The organism is Streptomyces sp. DvalAA-14 (genome assembly GCF_900091855.1).
GTDB lineage: Bacteria > Actinomycetota > Actinomycetes > Streptomycetales > Streptomycetaceae > Actinacidiphila.
Genome location: NZ_FMCH01000524.1, coordinates 1 through 8,607, shown reverse-complemented (window position 1 = coordinate 8,607; position 8,607 = coordinate 1). Strand labels below are relative to the sequence as shown.

At 67.3% G+C, this 8,607-nt stretch carries 6 protein-coding genes and 2 pseudogenes; 2 read left to right on the top strand and 6 right to left on the bottom strand.

Annotated elements, in window-relative coordinates; all coding sequences use genetic code 11:
- Together GA0115240_RS37330 and GA0115240_RS28345 are read left to right on the top strand one after the other, a co-directional pair.
- Positions 1 to 675, top strand: a 675-nt coding sequence (locus GA0115240_RS37330) for a hypothetical protein (RefSeq protein WP_161302528.1), incomplete at its 5' end; no start/stop codon positions are given.
- Between the two features lie 155 nt (positions 676 to 830).
- Positions 831 to 1,220 carry a DUF2750 domain-containing protein gene (locus tag GA0115240_RS28345; protein ID WP_093741010.1) on the top strand — a complete coding sequence of 130 codons (390 nt, stop codon included), beginning with the start codon at positions 831 to 833 and terminating at the stop codon, positions 1,218 to 1,220.
- Here the strand turns inward: GA0115240_RS28345 and GA0115240_RS28340 are convergent.
- The 6 genes and pseudogenes from GA0115240_RS28340 to GA0115240_RS37325 all read right to left on the bottom strand — a co-directional run.
- The gene (locus GA0115240_RS28340) at positions 1,150 to 1,335 is read right to left on the bottom strand and encodes a hypothetical protein (protein WP_093741008.1); all 186 of its coding nucleotides are present in this window, start codon (positions 1,333 to 1,335) and stop codon (positions 1,150 to 1,152) included. The genes GA0115240_RS28345 and GA0115240_RS28340 overlap by 71 nt on opposite strands.
- 9 nt (positions 1,336 to 1,344) lie before the next feature.
- A pseudogene (locus GA0115240_RS38755) lies at positions 1,345 to 2,040 on the bottom strand (integrase core domain-containing protein); the annotation flags it as partial.
- Positions 2,040 to 3,289 (bottom strand): annotated as a pseudogene (locus tag GA0115240_RS28330) (transcriptional regulator); the annotation flags it as partial. The pseudogenes GA0115240_RS38755 and GA0115240_RS28330, both read right to left, overlap by 1 nt.
- Before the next feature lie 386 nt (positions 3,290 to 3,675).
- Positions 3,676 to 4,002 (bottom strand): hypothetical protein, encoded by a 327-nt coding sequence (locus tag GA0115240_RS36395; RefSeq protein ID WP_141708993.1) that lies wholly within the window; start codon positions 4,000 to 4,002, stop codon positions 3,676 to 3,678.
- A gap of 341 nt (positions 4,003 to 4,343) precedes the next feature.
- Positions 4,344 to 6,437, bottom strand: a complete 2,094-nt coding sequence (locus GA0115240_RS39060; RefSeq protein ID WP_161302527.1) for an RHS repeat-associated core domain-containing protein — start codon at positions 6,435 to 6,437, stop codon at positions 4,344 to 4,346.
- A gap of 234 nt (positions 6,438 to 6,671) precedes the next feature.
- Positions 6,672 to 8,607, bottom strand: a 1,936-nt coding sequence (locus GA0115240_RS37325) for an NPCBM/NEW2 domain-containing protein (RefSeq protein WP_176725194.1), incomplete at its 5' end; no start/stop codon positions are given.

The following is an 8,607-nucleotide window of genomic DNA, read 5'->3' as shown; positions in this document are numbered from 1 at the left end:
GCCGGGGCGGCGTCGGCCACGGCGGCTCTCAACGGCACACCAGCGTCCTCCACCACCACGATCGCCTCGCAGGCCGTGTCGATCGGCTTCACGGTCCCGTCCGGCGAAGCCGTCACGATCACCGGCTCGGCGGCGATCACCGGTGGTGACTGCGGGTTCTCTTCCGTCCGTTACTACCTGTACGACCACTCCGGTACCCAGGTGAAGAACACCAGCCTCGGCTGCGGCAGCGCGGGCTCGCTCTTCACCGCGACCCTCGCCGCAGGGTCCTACACGGTGCTGATCGTGCCGCCCGGCCCGGTAACCGGGAAGTACAGCGCTCAGGTCTTCGCGGCGGGTGCGTCATCCGCCACAGCGACGATGAACGGTGCGCAGGCGACAGCGACGACGACCCTCGCGGCGCAGGCCGTCTCGATCGGCTTCACGAACCCCACCGCGCAGAACGTGGCGCTGACCGGCTCCTCGACGATCACTGGCGGCACCTGCGGCTCCACCTACGTGTACTTCTACCTCTACGACCACACAGGCACCCAACTCAAGAGCGGAACCCGCAGCTGTGGAAGCAGCGGATCGCTGTACACGATGTCGGCATTGCCGGCGGGGTCCTACACGGTACTGATCGTGCCGACCGGACTTGTGTACGGCACGCTCGGACTGCGGGTGGCGACAGCCTGATCCAGCGTTGCTGATCGGGCGGGTCCGCCTTCAGGGGCGGGCCGGCCCGATCTTTCGTCAGTGCGCTGCGCCGGGGCATCAGCTACGCCTGCAACGCGCGGGCCTTAAGAACTCCTAACGAAATGAGCGACCGAGAACGTTAGGCTCGGCAGTCTATGAGTCAGAGTGGTTCGCAAGGGGCAGCATTCTTCCGGGACGTCCGTCAGAGTGGATTTGTCTGGTTTGTTTGGGATGACGAAGGAAGCCCAACGTCCCTATCCTCGGATGGCACACGGAGTCTTCCCTTCTGGTCGACCTCGGCCCGCGCCCAGAGGGCGGCGAAGATCTGGGGGCACGGACTGCGGGTCGAATCCATGTCCCTGGAGGACTGGCGCGCCCGCGAACTTCCCGATGTCGCTCGGGAGGGACTCGTGATCGGCATCAACTGGAGCGGACCGCGCCTTGTCGGCTGGAGCTTCACCCCGACCGAAGTTCTCAGCCGACTGGCGGCGGCCGACCAGTCGCGGGATCGCTCGCCAGAGCGGTCAGTCGCCTCCAGCAGATGATGCTGCAGGCCAGGCTGAGGAATGCTTCGTGGATGTCGTCGCGGATCTCCCAGCGGATGCGTAACCGGCGGAACCAGTGGAGCAGGGCGAAGCTCTGCGGGTGCCGATTAATCATCCGGCCTGGTCAAGCGGCGTGTTGGTACTCGTGAAGGGTTCCGCCGAGTCGGTCTGGTCTGCGGACCTCCAGGTGTCTGAGTTGTCCTGGCACGCTGGTTGGCTTGGGTAGTGGGCGGAGTGGAGCGGCTGTCTTGAGGGTGCGGTGCGGTCGGTGCTCGTTGTAGAAGGTCTCGAACTCGCGGAGCGCATCAAGAAGGTGGATCTGGTTCCAGATCAAGGTTCTGTCGAGGAGTTCGCGCCGGCAGGTCTGTATCCAGCGCTCCATGATGGAGTTCATTCGCGGTATCCGGACTCCGCTCCTGACGATCTCGAGTCCGGCGTCGGCGAGCACGGCGTCGAAGGCCGGCGTGAACTTCGGGTCGCGGTCGCGGATCATGATTCTGGCCCTGCTGCTGCCCGCATCCTCCAGGTCCATGACGAGATTGCGTCCGAGCTACACCACCCAGTGAGCGGCGGGGTGTGCGGTTGCGCCCAGGATCCGGATGCGCCGGGTGGAGTGTTCAATGACGGCGAAGACGTACAGGCGCGCGCCGGTCAGGGTGCGGGTTTCGAAGAAGTCGCACGCGAGCAGGGCGTCGGCCTGACTGCGCAGGAAGTCGGCCCACGTCGTGCTCTGACGTTCCGGGGCGGGCGGGACGCCGTGCTCTTTGAGGATTTCCCAGACGGTGGAGGCGGCGACCTTGATGCCCAGGGCGGCGAGCTGGCGGGGTTGTGCTGGGATTCCAGGAGCTCCACCGCCCACAACAGCGGCCTGGTCCCTTCGTGCTTGACCATGCCGGGCGAGACCCCGAGCCGGAACGTGCCCGGAGCCGGCCTGCCGTCGGCTCCGTAGGGCAGGACGTCGAGCGGCGACGGACCGGCCGACGGGTAGACGACGCAGTCCGACAGGATTCCGATCGGGAGCAGTGCGTCGGGGCCGAACACCAGCGAACCGGTCGGCGCGGGGGGTGCTGCTGGTGGCCAGGGCGGTCCGGATGAGCTTGCGGTGCATGTTGACCCGGGCGGTGGAGATGACCGCGGCGCGGATGTCGGGCCGCCAGGTGGCGCGTTCCAGGGCCGGCCACCGCTCGCCGTGCTCCCGGCCCGCGCTCTGGTTGCGTTCCCGGAGTTTGCCGACAGCGCCCTTGGCCGTGGACTTGATCGCCGACAGGACCATGGCCATGGCCGGGTCGTGCTCCGCGCGGCCAGCCATCGCGGCCAGGAACTCCTGCGCAGACAGGTCGGCGGTCACCCCGAGGTCGGCCATCGTCGCCTTGTACGCCTCGGACAGGTGCTTGTACCAGGGGTCCAGGTACGGGCCGGCCTCCCGTCGGACGAAGGCCTCGGTCGGACGGAGCTGGGCCGGCAGCTTGGGTGTCGATCAGCTCAGCTGCGTACGCGACCGTCGGGGTTGCGTACCAGGCCGGGCCCTCCGGGCGCCCGCCGTGCGGCGTGAACGGCGACGGCATCCGGGGGTGGGTCTCGATCCCGGACAGGTCCACCAGCCACGAACCCGGCACCGTCTTGTCGAACCGCGGCGCTTTCACGTGCTCGGGTCTGGACAGGCGGGCCATCAGGCGGTTGCCGACGGCGAGGAACGCGGTGTTCACGTCGACGCCGACCGCGAACCCCTTCGAGCACTCGGCATCGGTGAGCAGCCCGGTGGGCCGGATCCAGTCGAACGCCTCCTCATCGATGACTTCCGCCGGGGTCCGCTGGTGGTTGCTGGGGAACTTGGCGGCGACGACGGGGTGTTCGTCGGGGGCTTCGACGTAGGCCGGGTCGACCCGGCCGGTCAGCGAGCCGGCCACCGGGCCCGGCTTGAAGGTGCCGGTGGCTTCGTCCTTCACCGCACGGGTCGGCGGCCTCAAAGCGGTCATCAGCTCAATGCCCGTGACCGCGGTGGACGCGCGCGGGGTCGGCACCCTTGAGGCGTACAGGGTCAGCACCCGGGCGAGCTCCGCTGGCGGCAGCCGCAGTGGATCCACGTCAGAACCGCGCTTGCCCAGTTATTTATTTCGCCGCATGAAGTAGTAGCCGACTACCACAACCATGGATACAAGGAAAGTTATCAGTATAAGACTTCCTGCTCCTTGGGCAGGAGAGTAGAGAAAGGCAATGTCTGATCTATTGCCCCTTGACAGCATCGCATCAACTCTTTCTTCCGGAAGCCAATTGGCGATATATTACCCAACAAGAAATAAAAAGTATTACTCCGATTAGTATCGGAATGACTCCTGCGCTCGCACCAAGGACGACGAGCGCGACGGAGGCCAGTACCCCTATGGCCAGAAGGACTTTTATCACTTATTCCTCCACCAGGAGGGCGGGTGCTCGTGAGAGCACCCGCCCGATGGGATCATGAAACTGCTATCTCCGTTCCCTGTTTGGTGGCTTCAGCCAGTTCATAGGACACTACGCCGCACGCTGTGACGCCGAGGCCGACCGAGACTCCGAGCGTCGCAGCCGCACCGCCAATGGCGACGGCGCCGCAAACAGCTTCAAATCCGATTCCAGTGATAATACCGACCTTGTCGGCGTATGCTGCTGCGCTGTCACCACTCAGCACGTCTTTAGCGAGCCCTGCCCAGTCCAGCGCACTGCTGAAATCACCGAAGAACGATGTTCCGTTGGGGTCGGTGTGGTTGACGGGGTTGCCGGCGGCGTAGAGGAATCCTGGATTCATGTCTCCTCAACTTCGCGGTGCGCTAAGCGGTGGGTTGGGCTGCATGTAGGCGCAGCCCAACCCACCGCAACCGTCATTGCTGCGTCGATTCCCGCAATGAATTCAACTCCTGGCCCGCGCGTAATAGAGGCAGCCGAAAATGCCTGGGAGTGCGCCCGCAGTGCACACGAGGGCTATCTCCCATTGGCCAAGCGCGAAACAGGACACGAGGAGGATTACCGTCACGGCCGAGTAGGAATACATAAGCGCCCGCATTGGCCTCTTAGGCGTCCACTTCGCTGGCATGTTCATCAACTCCTTAGGGGTTGGGGCGAGCGGGCGCTCGCCCCAACCCCGTTTCGTCAGCCGGCGGCTATGACCAGGCCCGTACCCACGAGCACTCCCGTAGCACCTCCAAGGGCAGTTCCAGCAGCAGCTCCTGCCGCGCAACCGGGGAGGGTGGCCACAAGGAACCCGACCGCACAACCGATACCGGAACCAAGCATGGCACCGGCGGTACCACTACCGACGATGACGGCGATGTCCTTACCGATATCGCCAATGCTGAACTGCCCAGTGGGGTCGGTGTGGTTGACGGGGTCGCCGGCGGCGTAGAGGTAGGGGTTGGTTTCCTTGCCGGAGGGGTCGGGTTGGGTGAAGCGGCCGAGGCTGGGGTCGTAGGAGCGGGCGCCGAGCTTGTAGAGGCCGGTGGGGTCGAGGTAGGCGCCGGTGTAGCCGAGGGGCTGGGTGACGGTGGCGGTGGCGCCGCTGCGGGTGTTGCCGGCCGGGTCGTAGGCGTAGGAGTTGGTCTGGGTGCCGGCGGTGTTGACCAGGCCGAGGACGGAGCCCTGGATGTCGGTGAGGTAGTAGTAGGTCGCGCCGCCGGTGGTCACACCGATCAAGGTGCCCGCCGGGTCGCGGATCAGTCCGGTGGTCGCGCCCGCGTTGGTGACGGAGGCCAGGCCTTCGGGGCCGTTGGTGAAGCTGGTGCCGGTCTGGGTGAGGCGGTCGGAGGAGTCGGTGCCGGCGTAGGTCTGGGTGCGGGTGGTGCCGGCGGTGGTCTGGGCGGTGGGCTGGTTCAAGGCGCTGTAGGTCTCGGCGGTGCGCGGGGTCGCGGAGTTGCCCGCGGTCTCGTTGCCGTCGGTGTCGTAGGACCAGCCGGCGGTGGAGCCGCTGGTGGCGGTCAGTTCACTGGCGGCGTTGTAGGTGTAGGAGGTCAGGCCGCTGCTCGCCGTGCACGAGGAGGCGCTGGTGGAGGTCGCGATGAGGTTGCCGGCGGCGTCGTGGCAGTAGAGCCAGCTGGCGCTGCGGGTACCGGTGCTGCTGTCCTCTTCGGCGTAGTTCAGGCGGTTCTGGGTGTCGTAGGTGTAGGTGGTCACCGCGCCGCTGGCACCGTTGGTGCGGGTCTGGATCTGGCCGGTGTCGGCGCCGGCCTTGGCGTAGCTGTAGGTGAAGTCGGTGAGGGTGGTGGTGCCGTGGACGGCTTTGATGCCGGTGGGGCGGTCGGCGGCGTCCCAGGTCGCGGTCTCGCTGGTGCCGCCCGGGTAGGTGGTGGTCTTGCGGTTGCCGTCGTTGTCGTAGCTGAAGGTGGTCTGGCCGCTGGACGGGTCGGTCAGCGAGGTGAGTTCGTTGCCGGCGTTGTAGCCGTAGCTGGTGCTGCCGGTGGGGCCGGTGAGGGTCTGCAGGTTGCCGGCCGGGTCGTAGAAGGAGCTGAACACGATGGTGCCGGGCAGGGTGCGGGTGGCCTCACGGCCGAGGGCGTCGTAGGTGTAGGTGATGGTGCCCGACGCGTCGCTCTGGGTGTGCAGGTCGCCGTCGCCGTAGTAGGTGTAGGCCACGGTCAGCGCCGGGGCTCCGCCGCCGGAGGTGGTGACCTGCCGGGTGCGGTCGTGGTTGTCGTAGGTGTAGGTGGTGGTGATGCCGCGGCCGTCGGTGACGGTGTGCTGGCGGCCGGCGCTGTCGTAGGTGTAGGTGGTGGCGCCCAGTGGCGCGGGCGGGGTCGCCGTGATCAGGTTCCCGGCGGTGTCGTAGGCGTAGTGGGTGGTGTTGTTGTCGGCGTCGGTGGAGGTGCAGCGCTGGCCGGGGAAGCCGCCGCAGTCCGCTACGCCGCTGTCGCCCTGGTAGGTGTAGGTCAGCTTGGCGCCTGTGGTGCCGGTGCCGGCGGAGGTGTCCTGCGACTGGGTCAGGTTCCCGGCGGTGTCGTAGGTGAAGTTGGTCTGGTGGCCCGAGGGGTCCTTCAGCGACGGCGGCAGGTACGCGCCCGCGTGCTGGGTGTACACCCCTGTCGAGGCGGTCGCGCCGGTCGGCAGTTGGGCCGAGGTGAGGTTGTCGCTGCTGTCGTACACGTACGTGGTGGTGTTGGAGGCGGCCGTACCGGTGCCCAGCGCGTTGACCGCGGTGAGCTGGTCGTGGTTGGCGTTGAACGAGCTGGAGCGGCTGTGGCCCAGGGCGTCCACGACGGGAGAACCTGTGGCGTCCGGGTGGACGAGGTGACTGCTGGCCGGCCGGCCCTGATCAGTGTGCGTGAACCTCAGCACGCAAGCCGTCGCGCCTCCGGTCCGCTTTCCGCTGGCGAGGCCCGGTCCGGCGGCGTGGGAGCTGACGCCGGTCGCCGGCGCTCGCCGCTCGTCGGGCCGGAGCGGGTGGGGCCGACCGCCGGGGAATGCGGCCGGCCCCGGGGAACTGTTTGGTCAGCCGGAGCAGGTGAGTTCGGGTGCGGCCCAGTCTCCGTGGTCGTAGGCGTTGCCATCGCCCGCGTCGCCGACGACGAGGTCGAGGGTCTGGACGCCGGTGAGGTCGGCGCCGATCTGCTGTGCCGGATCGCCGCCGCGGACGGTGCCGGTCGCGGCCAGGGACTTGCCGTCGCCGAGGACGCTGAAGGTCATCGAGCCGGATCCGCCCGCGTCGGAGTCGTTGCCGACGGTGGAGGTGAACTTCGAGCAGTTGCCGCCGAGGTAGATGGTGACGTCACTGATGGAGTTGGTGCCCAGGCCCTTGGGGTAGACGGTGCCGTTGAGAGTGAGGGGTCCGCCGTCGCCGGCGTTGGTGCCGCCGACGGACTGGTCGCGCTCGACCGGGCCCCAGCCGTTGGTCGAGGCGACGAAGTCGAGGTCGCTGACGTCGTTGACGCCGGACGGCGGCGGTGGGTTATTGACCGTCACCTGGGCGTCCTGGCTCAGCCAGTGTGCGACCCCGCCCTGGGCGAAGGTGGCCGTGGCGGTGATCGTTGTCTTGGACGCCTTGTTGGTGGGCGCGGTCAGCTGCCAGCTGACCGCGGTGGCCTTGCCGGGCTTGATCTCGCCGAGTACCTGGGGCTGGGAGTCGTAGGTGAACCCGGGGGCGTTGAGGCTGACGTTGAGGCCTTCGGCGGCTTTGGCGTTCTTGGGCACCGCTATCGCGGTGGTGACGGTCAGGTTCTTGCCGCGCTGGACGGTGTTCGGCGACGGGGTGACCGTCAGCTGCGCCGTCGGCTTCTGCGGCGTGGTCCCGGTGAAGGAGAGGTTGTCGAACTGGTCGGTGTCGTAGGAGGTCAGTCCGAGGCCGCCCTGGCCGGCGGTGTAGGTGCTGTCGTTCACCACACCGACAGCCTTGCCGTCGACGGAGGCGGTGATCTGCAGGCCGCTGAAGGACAGCCCGAGCTTGTGCCAGGTATCCGTGCCGAGCGCGGTGGTCGTGGACCGGGTGAGCACCGTGCGCTTGCCGTTCGCGTCGCTCTTGAAGATCGTCCAGGCGCCGGTGTCGCTGATCTGGAAGTAGTAGCCCTGCTGGTGGGACTGCGGGCGGTTCTGGGTGCCCGCGCGGCCGATCAGTTCGACCGTGCCGGGCTGAGCCAGCTCCACGTCGGACTGCAGCGAGTAGTCCGTCCAGGTCGGGTCGCCGACCAGGGTGAACGCGTCGGAGTCGTCCTGCCATTCGATCGGCTTGACCGGCGCCATCTGCTGCAGGCACATCCCGCGGCGGCCGGCGTCGCACTTCTGCACTTCGAACGAGCCCTGCATGTCGGAGACGTACTTCGCCTCGGTGCCGGCGGTGTCTTCGGTGAAGTCGTCGCTGTAGGGCAGCGCGAGGGCGTGGGCGGCCGGTGCGGTCGCGGTGCCCTTGCCCTGGCCGGTGGTCGTGGTGACCGTGTAGATGTAGCCCGGCTGCATGGTCAGCGAGTAGGTGCCGTCGGCCGCCGGGGTGATGTCCTGGGTGTGGATGAGGTCGGTTGCCGGGTTCGGGTTGTTGACGTCGGTGGCCCAGACGTGGACGGCGCCGGTGGAAAGACCGCCCTTGACGGTGAAGTTCGCGGTCTGGGCCGCGGTGGCCGTGGTGGTCTCCAGAACCGTGGAGTAGTCCTTGCCGTTGGGCGACTTCAAGGAGACGTAGGAGCCGTTGGACTCCGAGCCGCCGATGTATCCGGAGCCGGCGTCGATGAACTTCCAGCCGGGCTGGGCGAACTGGGTGACCTGGGCGGTGGCCCAGGTGTTCTCGCCGATGCTGTAGTTGCCCGACCAGGGTGAGCCGGCCGTGGCCAGTCCGACCGTGGAGTACGGCAGGTTGGGGTAGATCGCGGCGATCAGCGGCCAGTTGAAGTAGCTGGTCATCTTCGCGTCGACATAGCCGCGGGTGATGGAGCGGATCAGC